Raw genomic sequence first — 17,839 nt, 5'->3', positions numbered from 1 at the left:
TGCCGCTGTCCCCGGCTGCCCTGTTTAGGAGGCGTCGATGAGAAAGCTTTCCGGCACCCTGCCCACCCGGACGACCGCGACCTCGGTCGTCGACGAGGTGCCCGGTCTCGACGAGTTGCCCGCCCTCGACCAGGTTCCGGGCGTCGACCGGATGCTCGACGCCGAGCGGATTCCGGGTGTCCACAAGGCGCCCGGCCGACGCTTCGTGGGCGCTCACCGGCGGGGCAGGCGTATGTCCGGCTCCGCACCGACGACCGACGGCGCCGATTCCCGCGGCCGGGTCTCCGCGCCGGGCCGGAGACGGGTTCGCGTGGCCGTGTTGGAATCCGCCACCCATCCCATGGCGGACCGGCTGGACGAGGAGTTCGAGGTCGTGATGCGGCTGCCCGCACCGCCCAGAGTGGAGCAACTGGATGCCCTGCTTCTGCTCTGCCGGCCAAAGATGCTGCTGATGAAACAGCCGCTGGACGCGGTCGACCCGCGGCTGATGGCCGCGTGCCTGACCCGGCAGGTCGACCTGCTGGTGCTCGCGCGCCCGACCTACGGGCTGCTCCGACCGGCCCGGCTGCGGCGGATCGGTGGGCTGCTCTGGGTACACGTGCGGTGGCCGTCCGGCCGGCCCGCCTGCGGGCGGGTGAAGCGGACCCTGGACGTGGCGTTGGTGCTGCTGAGCCTGCCCCTGCTGCTGCCGGTGATGCTGCTCATCCTGGCGGCGGTGGGCATGCGTGGGCCGGCACTCTACTTTCAGTACCGGGTCGGCGAGGGCGGTCGGCTGTTCCGGATCGTGAAGTTCCGTACGATGCGGACCGACGCCGAGCATGGCCTCGGGCCGCAACTGGCCACACCGAACGACCGTCGGGTGACCTCGATAGGGCGGACCCTGCGCCGTTCCCGTCTGGACGAACTGCCCCAGTTGTGGAACGTCCTGCGCGGTGACATGAGCCTCGTCGGGCCCCGCCCGGAACGGCCCGAGTTCGTCGACGAGTTCAAGCGGCTGCCCCACTACGACCTCCGGCACCTGATCCGACCCGGCCTCACCGGCGTTGCCCAGCTCACCGGCGGGTACGCGGCCACGGCGGAGGAAAAGCTCCGGTTCGACCTGCTCTACCTCAGCTACCGTTCGCTGCGCTTGGACCTGACCCTGCTCGTGCTCACCCTGGCCGACATGCTGCGCGGGTTCCCCCGTGGCTAGCACGCCGATCACCGCCGGACGGCGGATCGCCCACAACACCGGCAGCCTGTTCGTCTCCCGGGCGGTGGTGGCGGTGGCCAGCCTGGCGACCCTGCCGGTGCTGTACGACGGCCTGGGGGTCCGCGGGTTCGGCGTCTGGGCACTGCTGGGTGTTCTGGCCGCCGTCGTCTCCCTGGCCGACCTCGGGCTCGGCACCGCACAGGTACGGGAGGTGGCCCGGGCGCACGACGACGAGGGGCGCCGGCGGGCCCGTGCCACCCTCGGCCTGGGTCTGCTGTGTTCGGTGGCCCTCGGCCTGCTCGCCGTCGTCGGGACGCTGGTGTGCTGGCCCCTGCTGGCCCGGCTGTTCGACGTCGGTGAGCTGGTCCACGAGGCCCGCAACAGCGCGCTGTGGCTCATGGTGGGCGTGCTGCTGGACCAGGTGTCATTGCCCTGGCGGTCGATGCTGGCCGGTACCCAACGGTACGCCGCGATCGCCTGGACCTCGGCGGTGACCGCCCTGCTCGGAGCGGTCCTCGGGGTGCTCGTGATCCGGCTCGGCGGTGGCCTGGCCGCGCTGGGCGCGTCGACCGCCGCCACCGCCGCGGTCCGGGCCGTGGTGCTGATGGTGACCGCGCACCGGGGCATCGGATGGCTGACCCCCCGGGTCCGGGGCATCCGCCGGTCCGACGTACGCGCCGCCGCCGGGTACGGCCTGCCGGTTCAGGTGACCCGCGCCTCCGGAGTGGTGAACGCCGAGGCCGGCCGCCTGTTCGTGGGCGGATCCTACGGCCCCGCGCCAGTGGCCGGATTCGACCTGGGCAGCCGTCTGCTGAGCCTGCTGAGACTGCCGCCTGAGCTGATCTTCACCGTCCTGTTCCCGTACGCCGTCACCGGTGTGGCCAAGCACGGGCGCGACTGGCTCGACAACTTCTACCTCACCACCACCAGGTACGTGGTGGCGTTCGCCGGTCCCTGCGCCGCCGCACTGATGGTCTGCGCCGATCCGGTGATCCGGGGGTGGATCGGCGAGCCGGTGCCGTGGGCGGCGGCGACCGTCGTGATCCTGGCCCCCAGTTACGCACTCGGCCTCGCCGCCGGGGCCGCCACCCTGGTCACCCGAGTGGAGGGGCGGCCGGACCGGGAGACCTGGTACCTGCTCACCGCGCTGGCGCTCAACCTGGCGATGGTGCCGTTCCTGCTGCGCCTGTGCGGCCCGCTCGGCGCGGCGTTCTCGACCGCGATCTCGATCACGCTCAGTAGCGGGTACTTCTGTCTGCGGTTCCACCGGGCGACCGGACGGCCGATCGGCGGGCTGCTGCGTGCCGTACGCCCCGGACTCGTCGCGGCGGTGGTGGCCGGTGTCTGCGGCGCCCTCGTCGCGCCGTACCTCCCGGACCTGCCCGGACGGTCCGGCGCGACGCTGACCGTCCTGCTCCGGGGCGGCACCGTCCTGCTGGTCGCCGCGGTCGTGCTCGGCGCGACCGGGTTGGTCGGCGGCGCGGAGCGGGCCTGGCTGTCGCGCCGATGGTCGGCGTACGGCCCGATGTTGCTGACGAAGCGGCCGGTGGCTCCCGTTGGTGGGAGCCCCGCGGACGCCACGATTCGGAAGGATTTCCCATGACCAGTCTCGTCGCCACCGAGCAGTGCGCGCTGTGTGGCGAAACGCGCAGCGAACCCGCCCTCGGCGGCCTGCTGCGCCGCTGCCGGTCCTGCGCGTTCCAGTGGACCGCCGACGGGCTCGCACCGCCGGACGAGTTGTACGACGAGTCCTACTACGAGAGCGAGTCGTACCGGCGGTACTTCGCGTTGGCGCCGCAGTGGCGGTTCGAGGCCGCGCGGCGGCTGGAGTGGCTGCTCGCGATGGCCCGGCCCGGCACCCTGGTCGAGGCCGGACCGGCGGGCGGGTTCTTCCTGAAGGCCGCCCGCGACCGGGGCATCTCCGTGCAGGGCGTCGAGGTGTCGGAGGTGGCCGCACGGTACGCGCGCGAACAGCTCGGTGTTCCCGTACAGCGTGGGATGTTCGAGGACGCCGTGTTCGCGGAACCCGTGCAGGCGGTGTGTGCCTTCCACGTGCTGGAGCACGTCACGGATCCGCGCGAGTTCCTGCGCGCCGCCCACGACAAGCTCGCACCGGGCGGATGGCTGGCCCTGGAGGTGCCCAACATCATCTCCGCCGCCGCCAGCCGGTACGGCGCCTCCTGGGTGGACCTGGCCCCGCGTTACCACCTCTGGCACTTCGATCCAGATTCGCTGCGCCGACTGGTCACCGAGTCCGGATTCGAGATCGTCCGGTCCGACACCATCTTCGCCTCCCACTACCTGCGGCGCAGCCGCCGGTTGAGCCGGTGGGGTCTGGCGAGCCAGTGGCGCGGCCTGCGGACCACCGGGTCACTGCGGGCAAGTCACCCGCAGCTCGGCGACTACGTGCGGGTCCTGGCCAAACGCCGGGAGACCGGGGGAGCGTCATGACCGGACCAGCGGGGATCCCACCCGCCCGTACCGGGGACCGGCCGGACCGGCCCACGCCGCCGCGTACCCCGCCGCCGGACGTGTCGGTGCTGCTGGTGAGCTGGAACACCCGGGACAAGACGCGGAACTGCCTGGAGTCGCTGCCCGCCGCGATGACCGACGCGCTCCGCTACGAGGTGGTGGTGGTCGACAACGGCTCGGCCGACGGCTCGGTGGAGATGCTGGCCGCGTACCCGGGCGTACGGCTGATTCGCAACAACCGCAACCTCGGGTACGCGGAGGCGGTCAACCAGGCGTACCGGAACTCACGGTCCGATTTGGTCCTGCTGCTGAACAGCGACGTACGGTGCCAACCGGAGACGGTGTCGACCCTGGTGGACTTCCTCCGCCAGCGGCCGGCCGCCGGTGGCGTGGGCCCGCAGTACCTCGACGAGTTCGGCGAAATCGAACCGCACTACCTCGGCCTGCTCAGCTTCCGGGCGGCGCTCGGCCTCGCCGCCGGGCTGCGTTGGCTGCCGGGACTTCGCGAAGCCTGGCTCGCGTACCAGTTGGCGGACGGGGACTTCGACCATCCCCGGACGGTGCCCCAGCCGGCGGCGAGCTGTCTGCTGCTGCGCCGCGAGGCCCTCGAACCGAACCGGGTCTTCGACGAGGACTTCCCCCTGTACTTCAACGACGTACGGCTGGCACACCGGTTGGCCACCCTCGGCTGGCAACTGTGGATGACCCCGGACGCCGTGGTCAACCACGACCGTGGCTCGTCCACCCGGCTGCTGGACTCGGCCACCCGGTCCCGCCACCACCTCAGCGGACTCGTCCGGTACGTGGCGCAGACCCAACCGCGGCACCGGCTGCGCCTGTTGCAGGCGCTCACGCTCGTCGACCGCCAGTTGCGCTGGGTGTTCCGGATCCGTGGCCAGCTCGGCCTGCGTGACCTGTTCGCCGCGCTGCGCGGCGATGCCGGCCCGTTGCCCAGCGGCGACCTGCGGGACTGGGTGGTGATGCTCAGCGGGGTCGACTGGAGCACCGAGGCGCACCGCCAGCACGCGCTGGCCCGGGAACTGGTCGCCGACCGCCGGGTGCTGTTCGTGGAGCCGCCGGGTCAGCGTCCCCGGTGGCGGTTCACGGTGCGCCAGATCGCGCCGTCGCTGTGGCGGGCGGTCCCGCCGACGGTCCTGCCGGCCGGTCGGCAACTGCCGCCGGTGAACTGGATCAACCGGCGGATCGGCGCCCTGCTGGTACGCCGCTGGCTGGACCGCTTCCCCGGCCGACGACTGGTCTGGATCGACGAGGACCTGTCCGTGACCGCATCCCGTCACCTCGGCGGGGAAGCGGTCATCTACGACGGCACCGATCTCGACTGGACGTTCACCCGCTGGTGGAACCGGTGGCACGTACGCCGTGGAATGCGCAGCGCGGTCGGCGCCGCCGACCTGGTCCTGGCCTCCTCACCGGCGCTGGTACAGCGGCTTCCCGCCGCCCGCCGCCCACCCGTGTCGCTACCCAACGGCTGCGATCCCGAACAGTTCAGCCCGTCCGGACCGGTCGCGCAGTGGGCGCGGCAACTGCCCCACCCCCTGCTGGGGTACGTCGGCGCGGTCGACACCCGCGCGTTCGACGCCGAACTCGTGGCGGAGGTGGCCAGGCTGCGCCCCGACTGGACGTTCCTGATCGTCGGCCCGTCCACGCCCGCCGGCCGTGCGCCGCTGGCCGGACTGGCCAACGTCCTGCTCCGGGATCCGGTGGAGTTCGCCGAGGTGCCGGCGATCCTGCGGGCGTGCGACGCCTGTCTCATCCCGTACCGGCTCGGCGGGCTGATCGACTACGTGCACCCGAAGAAGGCCTACGAGTACCTCGCCCTGGGCAAGCCGGTCGTCGCGACCCCGCTGCCGGCGCTCGAACGGCTCGACGGGCCGGTCCATCTCGGTGCGGGGCCGACCGCCTTCGTTGCGGCGATCGAGGAGGCGCTGGGGTCCAGCCAGTGCCCGGACGCCTCGGCGCGGCGTCGGGAAGCAGCCGTACGCAACAGCTGGTCGGCGCGGGGTGTGCAACTGCGGGACCTGATCGCCGGGTTGGCGGCGGGTAGATGAAGGGGGCCACACTGCTGCCGCCGACGGTGGCCGGGGCGGGACTGCTCGCGGCCACTGCCGTCCTGCTCCCGCACGATGCCGTCGTGGCGGCCGTCATCCCCGGCACGCCGGGGTCGGAGCCCCGCGACTTCGGGCTGCTCGCCCTGGCGGTGGTCGGGTGTTGCGTCGCGTTCACCGTGTGGCCCTGGATGGTGCTGCCGACGGCCATCGTCGGAGTGCTCGGCACGACCGCGGTGCTCGGCGACAGCTCCGTACGCTCGATCCTCGGGCTGCACGGCTTCCTCCTCGCCGCCGGGGCGGTCAGCCTGGTGATCCGCCGCCTGGTGCTGGTGAAGGAGGAGCGGCGGGTACGCACCGTCATCGACCTGCCGATGCTCCTGGTGGTCGTGCTTCTGGGCGCCGCGGCCGCGTACGGACTCATCCTCGGCAGCCCGCCCGCCAAGGTGATGATCTCCGGTTACCACTTCGCCGTCATTCCGATCTACTACTTCATGGCGACGTACACCCTGACGACGCCGAGCCGGGTCAGGTCGGCGGGGTCCCTCTTCGTGGTCCTGTCCGCCGCCCTGACCATCGTGACCCTGGCGTCGCCGGGACGGCACGGGGGTGCCTGGTCCCTGATCGCGGCCCTGCCCCTGCTGGTCCTGAGCTGCCGTACCGAGGGTTGGCGACGGGTCGGGCTCGTCGCGTTGGCCGCGCTGTACCTGGTCGACGTCGTGCTGGCGTCGTACCGCACGACGTGGGTGCTCGCCGGAGCCGCCGTACTGGTTCTCCTGACGGGAGGCACCGGGGCGGTGCGTCGCGCGGCCGGCGCCATGACCGCTGCCGCCGCCCTGCTGCTGGTCGGGGCGATCATGCTCAGCGAGGGCGTACGGAACCGTTCGGCGGAGATCACCACCGCGCTGGGGCAGGGCGCCGGGTACCGGTTACCGGAGGCGACGGTCGGGATCGACGCGTTCCTGTCGAACCCGCTCGTCGGTCTGGGGCTCGGACACTCCACCCCGGACGTCTACCTGCCCGACTTCAAGGTGACCGACGTCGGGCCGCTCTACCACGTCTTCTACGTGATGATCCTGGCCAACCTGGGGCTCGTCGGCCTGGTCCTGCTGCTCTGGCCGATCCTGCGCGCGGTCCGTGAAGGTCTGGTCGATCGGGACGGCCTGCCGTTCGCGTTCACGGCCCTGATCTGCGGCTTCCTGGTGTCGGTGATCTTCTCCGGCCCGGCCACCGGGCACTGGGCGCTCGGTCTGCTGCCCGCGTTGGTGTTCCTGACCAGACAACCGGGCGGGATCGCGGTGCCCACCCCCCGAACCTGGGCGACGAACACGGCGCCGAGCACGGCGGGGAATACGGCGCCGAGCCCGGCGACACCGGTGGGGGCACGATGACCACGCCCGCCGCCACCGCCGTCATCGTCACCTACAACTCCGCCAACCACATCGACGACTGCCTCGCCGCCCTGACCCAGGCGGACCTGGTCGTCCGGGTGGTCGACAACGACTCGGCCGACCATACGATCGCGCTGGTCACCGAACGGTTCCCGAAGGTCGAGGTGATCGCGAACCCGGTCAACGTCGGCTTCGCGGCTGCGGTGAACCAGGGGCTGGCCGGCGTGGACACCGACGTGGTGCTGTTGGTCAACCCGGACTGCGTACTGCCGGCGGCGACGGCACGCGAACTGGTCAGGACCGTGCGCGCCGGGCCGGACGTCGGCATCGCCGGCCCGCGCCTGCGTGACCCGGTCGGGCGGGTCGCGATCAGCGCCCATCCGTTCGAGTCGCTGAGCAGCGTGCTCGCGTCCCGGTTCGGCGGTGCCCTGCTGCCCGTGGCGCTGCGGCGGTTGCTGAGCGGCACCCGCCGACGGCGCGCGTACGACGCCTGCACCGGGCCTGCCGCGGCCGTGGCGGTCGACTGGCTCTCCGGCGCCTGCCTCGCGGTGCGCACCCGGTTGATGAGGGAGATCGGCGGACTCGACGAGGGCTACTTCATGTACTACGAGGACGAGGAGCTGTGCCTGCAGGCGTGGCGACGGGGCGCGGCCGTGGTCTACGTGCCCATGGTCGAGGCCATGCACGTGGGCGGCGCCAGCAGCGGCCCCGGAGCGACCTCGCCGCACCTGTACCGCAGCATGCTGCGCTTCTTCGCCCGCCACCGGCGCCGGACCTTCCAACTGGTGCGTCTGGCCGTCGTGCTGCGCTCGCTGATCGGGATGGGACTCGCCGCCGCGCGCTGGGTCGGCAGCTCGACCGAACGGACCGGGTGGCGCGGCCGTGCCTGGTTCGAGGTCTGCCGGATCGCGCTTTCCACCACTCCGGACGCCGCCGCCCGGGAGCAACGCAAGGAACTCAGGAGACCGCAATGCACGTGATGATCAGCGTCGTGGGTAAACGTACCGAGCACTGGATCAGCCTCTTCGCGGCGCTGGCCGCCCGGCCCGACGTCAGCTTCACGATCCTGGCCGCGGATGTCTCGGACACCACCCGCCGTGACCTGGACCGGCTGAGTCAGCGCTGGCCCCGGCTGCGTTGCCATGTCGTTCCGCACCGGTGGAGCGAGGATCGCACCGGACACATGGCCTCGGTCCTGTTCCCCCGCGACAGTCTGCGGACGCTCGCCCGGGAGCAGCCGCCGGACGTCATCCACGTCATCGGCGAGGCGGCCTACCTGAGCACCTGGCAGATCCTGCGCCTGCGCCGACGGTACTGGCCGGACGTACCGGTGACGCTGTACGCGGCGCAGAACGTCGTGATCCGGTTCCCGCTCCCGTTCCCGCTGATCGAACGGTACGCATACCGCGCGGTCGACCACATCTTCCCGATCACCCCGGCGGCGTTGAACGTGCTGCGGGTGAAGGGGTACCGGGGGCGGGCCAGCCTCGTCCCGCTGGGTGTGGACACGTTGGCGTTCCAGCCCGCCGCGACGACGGCACCGAGGCCGTTCACGGCCGGGTTCGTCGGTCGGCTGGAGCCGCACAAGGGAATCGGGGACCTGCTCTGCGCGGCGGAACTGCTCGACTGCGACCTGCTGATGGTGGGCGACGGCAGCATGAGGGCGGACGTCGAGCTGGCGGCGGCGCGTCGACCGGGTCGGGTGACCCTGCGCGGTTGGGCCGACCATGGGGCGCTGCCGGGCCTGCTCGCCCGAATGGACGCGCTCGTGCTGCCGTCGATCGAGTTGGTGCAGCGCAACGTCGTACCGTGGATCGGCATCCCGCTGCGGGAGCAGTTCGGCCGGGTCCTGGTCGAAGCGATGGCGTGCGGGGTACCCGTGGTAGGCAGCGACGTCGGGGAGATTCCATGGGTCATCGGCTCGGCCGGGTTGACCTTCCCGGCGCACAACGCCACCGCGCTCGCCGACCGGCTGGGCCGGCTGCGTGACGATCCCGCCCTCGCCCGGGACCTGGCGGTACGGGGGCTCGACCGGGCCAGCACCGAGTTCGGGTGGGACCGGATCGGCGACCAGATGTGCCGGATCTGGGCTCGGGAGGCCGGCCTGGCCGGATCCGTCGGCGACGTACGCCCGTTCTCGGGCCTCATCGGGGCGGGGGAGCAGGTCGCGACCGGCCGGCACGCCGCCGCCTCGCTCTCCCGGCAGGGCACCCTCCCGGCCCCGGCCGACCTCGCTCGCTGGTCGCGTTCGTGACGGGCGGAGGGCCGACGGCATGCGGGTGATCTACATCAGTGGCATGGGGCGCAGCGGCAGTACGCTCCTCGACCGGATGCTCGGCGCGCTGCCGGGTGTCTGCACCCTCGGCGAGGTGACCGACCTGTGGCGGCTCGTCGAGCCCGGAAATCTCTGCGCCTGCGGAGCCCCGTACTCCGGGTGCGCCTTCTGGACCGCCGTGGGGGAGCGGGCGTTCGGCGGCTGGGATCGGGCCGACCTGGACCGCTTCGTCTTCCTGCGCCGGGTCGTACCGCGCATCCGGCACGTCTCCTGGCTGGCCCGGGAGCAGCTCACCGGTGAACGGCTCGCCCTGGTCAACGAGTACGTCGACTACTTCGCCCGGGTCTATTCGGCCGCGCTCGAGGTGACCGGCGCGCGGATCATCATCGACTCGTCGAAGTTCCCCACCATCGGGTTGTGTCTGCGCTTCGCGCGCAGCGTCGACCTGCGCGTGGTCCACCTGGTACGCGACCCTCGCGGCGTCGCCTACTCCTGGACCAAACAGGTGGCCAATCCGGGGACCGGAGCGGGCGTGCTGCCCCGGTTCCCGCCGACAACCTCGGCGCTGCAGTGGAACCTGCAGAACTCGATCGCCGGTCTGCTCGGTTCGGCGCGCGGCTGGGGCGAGGGGGAGACGGCGCACCGGGTCCCGGTGCGACGCGTCTACTACGAGAAGCTGCTCGACAGTCCCCGCGACGGCATCCGGGACCTTGCCAAATTCGCCGGAATCGACCTGACCGACGAGGATCTGTCCTTTCTGAGCGACGGGTACGCCGACCTTGCCGTACCGCACAACCTGGGTGGCAACCCGATGCGTTTCTCCGCCGGCCGGCTGCCGCTTCGTCAGGACGACACGTGGCGGGTGGCGCTTCCGCCGCGCCAGCGCCGCCTGGTCAGCGCGATCTGCGCCCCGCTGCTCATCTCTTACGGCTACCCGTTGAAGTGACCCGGTCGGAGGCGGCCGATCGAACAGGTGAGCTAGCACACGTCTGGCCGGGGATTTAACCGGGCGGCAAGTAGGGTCTGTGATTCTGCATACGGAGCCAGGCGACCGGACGACACCACGGCCACCGGGCACCGACGAGTTCATGCAGCCTGACATGCGCTGGGTCGACCCCTACCGGCCAGCTGGACCTGGAGAGTCATGTGACGAATCAAGCCACAGCGGTGCCCGACAAACTCGACGCCGCAGTTCTCAAGATTGCCGGAGTGGTCGTGCTCGGCGCGATCATGTCGATCCTCGACATCACCGTCGTCAGCGTCGCGCTGCCCACCTTCCAGCGCGAGTTCGACGCCACGTACGCCGAGGTCGCCTGGACCATGACGGGCTACACCCTGGCCCTGGCCACGGTGATCCCGCTCAGCGGCTGGGCCGCCGACCGGTTCGGCACCAAACGGCTGTACATGCTCGCTCTGCTGCTGTTCACGCTCGGCTCCGTACTCTGCGCCACCGCCGACTCGATCGGCCAACTCATCGCCTACCGGGTGATCCAGGGCCTCGGTGGCGGCATGCTGATGCCGATCGGTATGACGATCATGACGCGTGCGGCGGGCCCGGAGCGGATCGGCCGGCTGATGGCGGTCCTCGGTATCCCGATGCTGCTCGGCCCGATCGGCGGACCGATCCTCGGCGGTTGGCTGATCGACGCGGCGAGCTGGCACTGGATCTTCCTGATCAACCTCCCGATCGGCGCGATCGCGCTCGTCTACGCCTTCTTCGCCCTGCCGAAGGACAATGCCGAACCGTCCGAGTCGTTCGACTTCGTCGGCATGCTGATGCTCTCGCCGGGCCTGGCCCTGTTCCTCTACGGCATCTCGTCGCTGCCGGAGACCGGCACGATTGCCAGCACCAAGGTCTGGGCCACGATGCTCGTCGGTACCCTCCTGGTGATCGGCTTTGTCCTCTACTCGTTCAGGCCGCGGCACCCGCTGCTGGACCTGCGGCTGTTCCGCAACCGCAACCTGACCGTGGCGTCGGTCTCGCTGTTCGTGTTCATCATCGCGTTCATGGGCGCGGGACTGCTGTTCCCGAGCTACTTCCTCCAGGTACGCGGTGAGTCGACCCTGCACGCCGGTCTCCTGATGGCGCCACAGGGCATCGGCGCGATGCTGACCATGCCGATCGCCGGGGCCCTGTCCGACAAGATCCCGGTCGGCCGTACCGTGCCGTTCGCGTTGGTGCTGATCGCCGCCGGATTCTTCACCTTCACCCAGGTCGGTACGGACACCTCGTACCTGCTGCTGTGCGGTTCGCTGTTCGTGATGGGTCTGGGCATGGGCGGCACGATGATGCCGATCATGACCTCCGCCCTGCGTACGCTGACCAACCACGAGGTGGCGCGCGGGTCGACGCTGGTGAACATCCTCCAGCAGATTGGCAGCTCCATCGGTGCGGCGATCATGTCGGTGATCCTCACCAGCCAGCTGAACGGCTCGGATCCGATCCCGGGCCTGACCGACCCGCAAACCGGCAAGCCGATCACCGAGGCGGGCGCGGCGATCGCCAGCCAGCAGGGCGCGCAACTGCCGGTGGAGCCGTCGATCATCGAGCGTGGTCTGGCGTTCGTGGCCGACTCGTTCGCGACCACGTTCTGGGTCGGCTTCGCGCTGGTACTGGCGACGTTCATCCCGATCGCGTTCCTGCCACGCAGGCGCGACACGAGCCGCCCGCAGAGCGACGCGAGCGACGGCGACCGCGCGGTGCCGGTGATGGTGCACTGAGGTCCGCCCCGGCAGCGGCCTGATCCGTTGCCGACGGAGACACCGGGTCGGAGCCCGTCCCCACACCGGGGGCGGGCTCCCGATTCTTGTGCGGGCCGCACGCTCGACCCGATCACGAACCGCCGACTCGTCCGATGTGGACCGGCCCGCGCCGGTGCCGTACGGGTGGTTGCCCCCGACGACCCTCGTTCCGCCTGCCCTGCGGGTCGCAATCGGACAGTGGGTGGGTCGCGTTTCTCGTACAGTGGTCGCCGTCGACGGGAGACGAGTCGTGGCAGAGACCGGCAACCACCCTGTACCACCGCCCCCGGTGCCGCCGGTGCGTACGCGATGGCACTCCGCGCCCTGGTGGGTAGGGGTTTCCGGTCTGTTCACCGTGGTGGGTGTCGTCGTGGCGGTCCTCGCTCTCGTCTACGCGCCGTCGGACAGTCCCACCGCGTCCCGGCCCGCGCCGACCGAGGCCGCGAGGCCGACCGGTCCCGGTCCGGCGACCCCCTCGACGTCCGGACCGGTGAGCACCACCGGCCCCGCGGCCGCGCCGTCCGCCCCGTCGTATCTGGCCCCGGTGAACGAGGAGCTCAGGCTCGCCCCGCCGTCCGTGGGCTTGTCAACGTGGCTGGACGTGGACCAGCCGAGGGTGTTCGATGCGGCGAGCTACCAGGACGAGGTGGAGGCGAAGACGGCGGACCTGGAGTACACCTCCGATGGCGAGTTCTCCACCCTGTTCACCGGCGAGTTCGCGCGGGTGGGGTACGTGCCGGCCGGGGAGGTGACGGTCGACCAGTGCCTGGCCAAGGTGGAGTTGCAGCCACTGGGGCAGCACGAGACGGTGGAGGTCGGGCGCAACATCTGCGTCGTCTCCGCCCAGGGCACCGTGGCGTGGATTCGGGTCACTCGGTTCACCGAGCCGAGGCTGTACGACAATCCGACCCTGCTGGTGCGGGCGACCATCTGGAAATCCGCCGGCTCCTGAAGCCCGCACCCGAGCGGGTTGTCTACCCGCTGAGGCCGGGCGTGTTCACCGGTACGGTCATCTGGCGGATGTCGGTCGGCAGCTGCGAGCGCATGTCGTCGAATTCGTAGTCCGGCACCGCCTCGCGCAGTGTGCTCAGCACCGCAGCCGCGCCGGGCGCGGCCTGCGTGTCGTCCAGGCCGGCGCGGTTGCCCACCCGTCGCAGGAACTCGGCGAGGTCGAACGGGTCGGCGAACTCGCGGCTCGACGGTTTGCGCAGGGAGTCGGCCAGTCGGGTGGGGACCTTGTCGGCCAGGTCCTGCGACTCGCCCGCACTGATCCGGTCGGCCAGCGTCTGGAGTGTGGCGTAGGTGAGGGCGGTGGCCTGCTCGGTCGACTGGCCTGTCCGTCGGGCGACGGTGGCGATGAAATCGTCGTACGTCACGTCGGAGCCTCCTCGTTCCACGGCGGGCACGGCCGGCCGGTCGTCCCGCTGACGCCTGCGACAACGGGCTTCCCCGACGATGGCCGACCAAACGGCGGTACGGGGAGCCCGGTCGGGTGTACCCGCACCGGTTCCGGGTAGGCGCCGGTGACACGACGGCTGCGACACCGCCGGTGGGGCCCGTTACTCGGTGGGCTGCTTGCGGTGTACGTCGACGAGGAACCGGCTGAGGTCGCCCCGGTGGAATCCGGCGAACCGTTCGAGTGGGACGCCGGAGTCGTCGAAGGCCAGGCTGCGCAGGATCAGCAGGGGAGCGCCGGGGAGAACCCGCAGCGCCTCCGCCATCGACTCGCTGGCGAGTCCCGCCTCGATCGACCGCCGTCCGGTCGCGAACTGGACGCCGTACTTGCGTTCCAGCAGGCCGTAGAGGGAGACGTTCGACAGGTCCTCGTCGAGCACGAACCGGCCGATGGACAGCGGAAGCTGGGTGATGGTCAGCGCCCACGGCTCCTCGTTGACCATCCGCAGTCGCTCGATCTCGACCACGGTGCTGCCGGGGGCGACTCCGAGTTCGGCGGCGACCGCGGCGCTGGCCGGTACGGTCTCCAGTCGCCGTACGGCGATCGACTGCTCGCCGCTGCGCCCCCGGACGTCCTCTTCGAACAGCCCGATCATCGCGTGGCCGAAGCCCTCGGACGTCTTGCGGTCGGCGACGAACGTCCCCCGGCCCTTGACGCGCGAGATGACCCCTTCGAGCTCGAGTTCCTGGAGCGCCTGCCGGACGACCGTACGCGACACCCGGTACCGCTCGCACAGCTCGAAGTCGCCGGGCAACCGGTCGCCCGGTTCCAGCCCACGCGCCGAGATGTCCTGGACTATCAGCAGCTTGAGCTGGTGATAGAACGGCAGCGCGGAGCCACGGTCGATGGCAGGAACAGGGTGCACGGTGACGACCATAGCTGCTCACCGTCGCGTTGACGTAGCCGCACGTCGCGACGTTCTGCGTCACACTCCCCGGCCGGTCGGACCGGGGCGGAGCCGGTCCGGGGTCCACGGAAGCGCCCGGAACCGGCAAATGGGGCTAACAGGATTATCAACATGATCCGGGGATGGAAGGCCGCCCGAGACGGGAGCAACCGCCCGTTAGAGCCCGTATTCTCGCCCGATTTCGCCGAGGCGGGGGCCACCATTTTTCGCTCGATTCGAAGGGTTGACATCCTGTACGTACAGGATGACACTGCTCGTCACGGCCGGCGCTTCGCCCCGCCTGCCGGGACTTTGCCTCTTGAGCAACGGAGCAGAGAGATGACCATTCGTCCACGCACAACGGCACTGCTCGCGGCGGTGGTCGTGGTGGTGCTCGCAGTTGTGGGTGTCATCGCGTACAACGCCACCCGGAGTTCCACCGACTCGTCCGACAACGTGACCTGGTGGGTTCCCGACTGGGACTGGGACGTCGCCACGACCCTGGTACAGAAGTTCGAGAGCGAGAACCCCTCGCTGCACGTCGAGATGGTGAAGACGACCGGTGCCACGGTCGCGAACAAGGTGTCCGTCGCGCTCGACGCCGGCAACGCACCCGATCTGATCACGGAGTCCATCGCCCGCACCAAGACCTACATCGACAAGGGGCAACTGGCCGATCTGACCAGCCTCTACGACGACAAGATGCCGGCGTCGGACTTCGCCCCCGGGCTGACCGAGACGCTCTCCGTCGAGGGCAAGACGTACGCGGTGCCGTACCGGTGGGCGACGAACGCGCTCATCTACAACAAGGACCTGTTCGACAAGGCCGGCATCTCCGGTCCGCCCACCACCTGGGCGGAGTTCATCGAGGACGCCAAGAAGCTCACCACCTCGACCGTCGCCGGGACGGCGTGGCCGATGCAGGGCGACCCCAGCGACCTGACGCTGCGGTTCCTCGACTTCGCCCTGCAGAACGGCACGACGATCGAGAACGGTACGCCGAAGTTCACCCAGGACTCCGTCGAGCAGGCGTTGCAGCTCATGGGCAAGTCCGTCATCGACGGGTACGCCACGAAGAGCTCGTTCGAGCTGGACAACACGGGCATCCGGGACCTGTTCCTCCAGGGTCGGGTCGGCATGTACCTGGGCGGTGTCTTCGACGCCGACACGGCGGCGACCCAGAAGTTCCCGGTCGCGACCGCCATCGCCCCCGGGCCGAGCGGACCCGGTGTCCAGGAGGGCGTCGGCTGGACCTACATCGTGCCGAGCAAGGCCAAGAACCTCGAGGGCGCGAAGACGCTCGCGTCCTTCCTCGGTCGCCCGGAGAACATGGCGAGCCTCACCCTGACCTTCCCGGCGCGGGTGAGCGCGACCCAGGACGCCAAGTTCCAGACCGACGTCCGCAAGCCCTTCGGGGAGCAGCTCGCGAAGTACTCGATTCCCGCTCCGAACGACCCCCGGTGGACCGCGATGATCCCGTTCGTACATGACACGATCCAGGAGATCGCGCTCGGATCGAAGAGCCCGCAGGAGGGGGCTGCCGCGATCATGGCCCAGGCTGAGAAGAACCTCGGCGGCGCCAAGTGAGCACGACCGACACGGTGCGTCGGACCAGCCGGCCGGGTTCACGCCCGGCCGGCCGGCCCGGCACGGGGGCGACCCGCCGCGGCATCGCCCTCATGCTCCCGGCCGCCATCCTGATGGCAGTCCTGACGGTCGTTCCGGTCATCGCGGTTCTCCAGCGCGCCTTCTCCGACACCGAGGCGTTCAGCCGGCTGTTCGACGCGCCGAACTTCGGGCGCATCATGCTCAACACGCTCGTCTGGACGCTGGTGTCCGTCGTGGGCGCGGTCCTGATCGGGTACGCGGCCGCGCTGCTGCTGCGTTCGCCGTACCTGCGCCTCACCGGGGTGTGGCGCGGACTGCTCATGATTCCGTGGATCATCCCCGGTGTGGTCGGCGCGACCGTCTGGCGCTGGAGCCTGTCCAGCGACTACGGCCTGGTCAACCACTGGCTCATCCAGGCCAACGTGATCCAGCACCCGATCGCCTGGCTGTCCAATCCCGACGTGGTGCTCTACGCCGTGGCGATGATCCAGATCTGGACCACGGCACCGTTCGTCATGCTCATGGTCTCGGCCGCGCTGACCGGTATCCCGGCCGAACGGTACGAGGCGGCCCGGCTGGACGGGGCGTCCGGCTGGCAGATCTTCGCCTACATCGTCCTGCCGGCGATCCGTTCGACCACCTGGATCGCCGTCCTGACTCTGGTCACCTGGGCGCTCAACTCGTTCACGATCATCTGGGTCATGACGAGCGGCGGCCCGGCCGGCGCCTCGACCATCCTGCCGATCCAGCTGTACCAGGCATTCCAGCGCGGCGACCAGTCGCTGGTCTCCGCGATCGCGGTGCTGCAGCTGGCGATCTGCGCCGTGTTCGTGGCGATCTACGCGCGAGCGATGCGGTCCGACCTGGAGGAGTTGTCATGACCCGGTCCTTCGCCCGGCGCCCGGTGCTCGCGGTGCTCACCTGGATCGCGCTCGCCGCCGTGCTGGTCTGGACGCTCTGGCCGATCGTCCTGATGATCTTCACGTCGTTCAAGCCCGGCAACGAGATCTTCGCGATCCCACCGACGCTGACACCGAAACACTGGACGTTCGACAACTACACCAACGTCTTCACCCAGTCGTCCATGCCGCACGCCCTGGTGAACTCGATCATCGTGGGCCTGCTGGTCGCGGCGGCCACGCTGGTCTTCTGTTTCAGCGCCGGGTACGCGCTCGCCCGCTTCAAGTTCAAGGGCGCCCGCTCGGTCGCGCTGTTCATCCTCGTCGGGCAACTCGTACCGCTGAGTGTCCTGCTGCTCCCGCTGTACAAGATGGTCAACAAGCTGCAGTTGCTGGACACCACCATCGGGCTCGCGTTCGTCCACCTCACGATCACGGTGCCACTGGTGACCTGGATGATCCGCAACCAGATCGCGGCGATCCCGATCTCCCTCGAGGAGGCCGCCGAGATCGACGGCGGCTCACGGTTCGACGCGGTGAGCTACGTGACCCTCCCGATCGCCGCCCCCGGGCTCGCCGCCGCCGGCATGTTCGCCTTCCTCCAGTCGTGGCACGAGTTCCTGTTCGCCTCGGTGTTCGCCACGTCGGAGTCCGCGCGGACCGCGCCGGTCGCCCTGACGGAGTTCGCGACCGAGTACCACGTCGACTGGGGGTCGACGATGGCGGCGTCGGTGGTGCTGACCGTACCCGTGGTCATCGTCTTCATCGCGCTGCAGCGGTACCTCATCGGCGGACTGACCAGCGGCGCGGTCAAGGGCTGAGCCCCACCGCGCCTCGGAAGAGAGCACTGAC

Annotated in this window: 15 protein-coding genes; 13 read left to right on the top strand and 2 right to left on the bottom strand. The window is 70.3% G+C overall.

Features of this window, described 5'->3' with window-relative positions; genetic code table 11:
• The first annotated feature begins 37 nt into the window (after positions 1 to 37).
• The 10 genes from ACWEFB_RS23540 to ACWEFB_RS23495 all read left to right on the top strand — a co-directional run bounded on the left by ACWEFB_RS23540 (position 38) and on the right by ACWEFB_RS23495 (position 13,090).
• Positions 38 to 1,192 (top strand): sugar transferase, encoded by a 1,155-nt coding sequence (locus ACWEFB_RS23540; protein ID WP_452288642.1) that lies wholly within the window; start codon positions 38 to 40, stop codon positions 1,190 to 1,192.
• A complete protein-coding gene (locus ACWEFB_RS23535; protein WP_452288640.1) occupies positions 1,185 to 2,795 on the top strand; it encodes a lipopolysaccharide biosynthesis protein in 1,611 nt (536 codons plus the stop codon). The genes ACWEFB_RS23540 and ACWEFB_RS23535 overlap by 8 nt, the downstream gene beginning before the upstream one ends.
• A complete protein-coding gene (locus tag ACWEFB_RS23530; protein ID WP_452288638.1) occupies positions 2,792 to 3,643 on the top strand; it encodes a class I SAM-dependent methyltransferase in 852 nt (283 codons plus the stop codon). Before ACWEFB_RS23535 ends, ACWEFB_RS23530 begins: the two co-directional genes overlap by 4 nt.
• The gene (locus ACWEFB_RS23525) at positions 3,640 to 5,733 is read left to right on the top strand and encodes a glycosyltransferase (RefSeq protein WP_452288636.1); all 2,094 of its coding nucleotides are present in this window, start codon (positions 3,640 to 3,642) and stop codon (positions 5,731 to 5,733) included. Before ACWEFB_RS23530 ends, ACWEFB_RS23525 begins: the two co-directional genes overlap by 4 nt.
• Complete coding sequence (locus tag ACWEFB_RS23520) at positions 5,730 to 7,121, top strand: O-antigen ligase family protein (RefSeq protein ID WP_452288634.1); 1,392 nt, start codon at positions 5,730 to 5,732, stop codon at positions 7,119 to 7,121. Before ACWEFB_RS23525 ends, ACWEFB_RS23520 begins: the two co-directional genes overlap by 4 nt.
• Entirely contained in the window at positions 7,118 to 8,101 is a 984-nt protein-coding gene (locus ACWEFB_RS23515) for a glycosyltransferase family 2 protein (RefSeq protein ID WP_452288632.1), read from the top strand. The genes ACWEFB_RS23520 and ACWEFB_RS23515 overlap by 4 nt, the downstream gene beginning before the upstream one ends.
• Positions 8,102 to 8,112: 11 nt before the next feature.
• Positions 8,113 to 9,375: a glycosyltransferase gene (locus ACWEFB_RS23510; protein ID WP_452288630.1), complete on the top strand. Its 1,263-nt coding sequence runs from the start codon at positions 8,113 to 8,115 to the stop codon at positions 9,373 to 9,375.
• 19 nt (positions 9,376 to 9,394) lie between these two features.
• Positions 9,395 to 10,342: a sulfotransferase domain-containing protein gene (locus ACWEFB_RS23505; protein WP_452288628.1), complete on the top strand. Its 948-nt coding sequence runs from the start codon at positions 9,395 to 9,397 to the stop codon at positions 10,340 to 10,342.
• A gap of 182 nt (positions 10,343 to 10,524) precedes the next feature.
• The gene (locus ACWEFB_RS23500; RefSeq protein WP_452288696.1) at positions 10,525 to 12,117 is read left to right on the top strand and encodes a DHA2 family efflux MFS transporter permease subunit; all 1,593 of its coding nucleotides are present in this window, start codon (positions 10,525 to 10,527) and stop codon (positions 12,115 to 12,117) included.
• A 319-nt stretch (positions 12,118 to 12,436) separates the two neighbouring features.
• On the top strand, positions 12,437 to 13,090 hold the full coding sequence (locus ACWEFB_RS23495; protein ID WP_452288624.1) for a hypothetical protein: 654 nt from the start codon (positions 12,437 to 12,439) through the stop codon (positions 13,088 to 13,090).
• A 22-nt stretch (positions 13,091 to 13,112) separates the two neighbouring features.
• Here the strand turns inward: ACWEFB_RS23495 and ACWEFB_RS23490 are convergent, their stop codons facing one another.
• Complete coding sequence (locus ACWEFB_RS23490) at positions 13,113 to 13,514, bottom strand: DUF2267 domain-containing protein (protein WP_452288622.1); 402 nt, start codon at positions 13,512 to 13,514, stop codon at positions 13,113 to 13,115.
• A gap of 183 nt (positions 13,515 to 13,697) precedes the next feature.
• The gene (locus ACWEFB_RS23485; protein WP_452288620.1) at positions 13,698 to 14,459 is read right to left on the bottom strand and encodes a GntR family transcriptional regulator; all 762 of its coding nucleotides are present in this window, start codon (positions 14,457 to 14,459) and stop codon (positions 13,698 to 13,700) included.
• Positions 14,460 to 14,819: 360 nt separating this feature from the next.
• Between ACWEFB_RS23485 and ACWEFB_RS23480 the strand changes: the two genes are divergently transcribed.
• Genes ACWEFB_RS23480 through ACWEFB_RS23470 form a run of 3 tightly spaced genes read left to right on the top strand, consistent with a single transcriptional unit; the run spans position 14,820 to position 17,808 of the window.
• On the top strand, positions 14,820 to 16,067 hold the full coding sequence (locus ACWEFB_RS23480) for an ABC transporter substrate-binding protein (protein WP_452288618.1): 1,248 nt from the start codon (positions 14,820 to 14,822) through the stop codon (positions 16,065 to 16,067).
• Entirely contained in the window at positions 16,064 to 16,969 is a 906-nt protein-coding gene (locus tag ACWEFB_RS23475) for a carbohydrate ABC transporter permease (protein WP_452288616.1), read from the top strand. The genes ACWEFB_RS23480 and ACWEFB_RS23475 overlap by 4 nt, the downstream gene beginning before the upstream one ends.
• Positions 16,966 to 17,808, top strand: coding sequence for a carbohydrate ABC transporter permease (locus ACWEFB_RS23470; protein ID WP_326557575.1), 843 nt, complete (start codon positions 16,966 to 16,968; stop codon positions 17,806 to 17,808). The genes ACWEFB_RS23475 and ACWEFB_RS23470 overlap by 4 nt, the downstream gene beginning before the upstream one ends.
• The last annotated feature ends 31 nt before the right edge of the window (positions 17,809 to 17,839 follow it).

It is taken from the genome of Micromonospora sp. NPDC004704, assembly GCF_053601675.1.
This window is presented reverse-complemented; position numbering and strand designations above follow the sequence as displayed.

Coding starts and splice junctions, on each gene's coding strand:
- ACWEFB_RS23540 (WP_452288642.1), top strand. CDS start 38: ATGAGAAAGCTTTCCGGCACCCTGCCCACCCGGACGACCGCGACCTCG.
- ACWEFB_RS23530 (WP_452288638.1), top strand. CDS start 2,792: ATGACCAGTCTCGTCGCCACCGAGCAGTGCGCGCTGTGTGGCGAAACG.
- ACWEFB_RS23525 (WP_452288636.1), top strand. CDS start 3,640: ATGACCGGACCAGCGGGGATCCCACCCGCCCGTACCGGGGACCGGCCG.
- ACWEFB_RS23520 (WP_452288634.1), top strand. CDS start 5,730: ATGAAGGGGGCCACACTGCTGCCGCCGACGGTGGCCGGGGCGGGACTG.
- ACWEFB_RS23515 (WP_452288632.1), top strand. CDS start 7,118: ATGACCACGCCCGCCGCCACCGCCGTCATCGTCACCTACAACTCCGCC.
- ACWEFB_RS23505 (WP_452288628.1), top strand. CDS start 9,395: ATGCGGGTGATCTACATCAGTGGCATGGGGCGCAGCGGCAGTACGCTC.
- ACWEFB_RS23480 (WP_452288618.1), top strand. CDS start 14,820: ATGACCATTCGTCCACGCACAACGGCACTGCTCGCGGCGGTGGTCGTG.
- ACWEFB_RS23470 (WP_326557575.1), top strand. CDS start 16,966: ATGACCCGGTCCTTCGCCCGGCGCCCGGTGCTCGCGGTGCTCACCTGG.